The following is an 803-nucleotide window of genomic DNA, read 5'->3' as shown; positions in this document are numbered from 1 at the left end:
ATGCACCACGTCGAGCAGGGGCGCGTCGTACTCATCGATGAGCACCACCACTTGGCAGCCTGTCTGCTCGTATGCACGGCGGATGATGCCTTGTAAGCGTTGGTTTACATTTTCCTCACCTTCGCCACGGCCATATACCTTCTCATATCCAATAAGCTTCAGGTTCAGTTCGCTTTCCAAGCGTTCCTTATCCACGTGCTTGGCTGTACTCATGTCAAAACGCAAAACGGGATATTCCGTCCATTCCGTCTCCAACCGCTCCACAGCCAAGCCCTTGAACAAGTCTTTACGTCCCTGAAAATAGGCTTCCAATGTACTTGTCAACAGCGACTTACCGAAACGGCGCGGACGGCTCAGGAACATATATTTGGAAGCGGAGTGCGTCATACGGTACACATACTCCGTCTTATCTATATACAGATATGACTTGTTTATTATTTCCGAAAATGTCTGTATCCCTATCGGGTAAAGTCTTGTTTTCTGTTCCATAACCATTCTCCTCCGGCTATAAATCTACCGTTCTTGATAATCATCTTTCTATCACCCAGTCTTTCAGGGTATGCCGTTACATGTCGAAGTTGATGCCGACCTTCACCACGGGCAGGCCGCAAAGGGCGAAGCGTTCGGGATAGTTTTTCAGATTAATCTGCTCCATGGCGGCCTCGGCTGTCCGGTTCAGTTTCAGTTCCACGACGTAGAGCGTGGTGGCAGTGCGCATTACCATGTCCACCCGTCCGCTCGGGGTACGTACTTCCACGTCCACATACGTGCCGAGGAGGCTGAAGATGACGTAAAGCATCTGT

General features: G+C 50.2%; 2 protein-coding genes. Both read right to left on the bottom strand.

The features are described from left to right. On the bottom strand, positions 1 to 489 hold a 489-nt coding region (locus tag HMPREF9442_RS11710), incomplete at its 3' end, for an AAA family ATPase (RefSeq protein WP_040603067.1). A gap of 76 nt (positions 490 to 565) precedes the next feature. Beyond that, positions 566 to 803 (bottom strand): PD-(D/E)XK nuclease domain-containing protein (locus tag HMPREF9442_RS11705; RefSeq protein ID WP_008628801.1); only part of this gene is annotated, 238 nt, incomplete at its 5' end.

This window comes from Paraprevotella xylaniphila YIT 11841 (genome assembly GCF_000205165.1).
In the GTDB taxonomy this organism is placed as follows: Bacteria; Bacteroidota; Bacteroidia; order Bacteroidales; family Bacteroidaceae; genus Paraprevotella; species Paraprevotella xylaniphila.
Note: the sequence above shows the minus strand (reverse complement) of the source record. Positions and strands in the feature narration are given on the sequence as shown.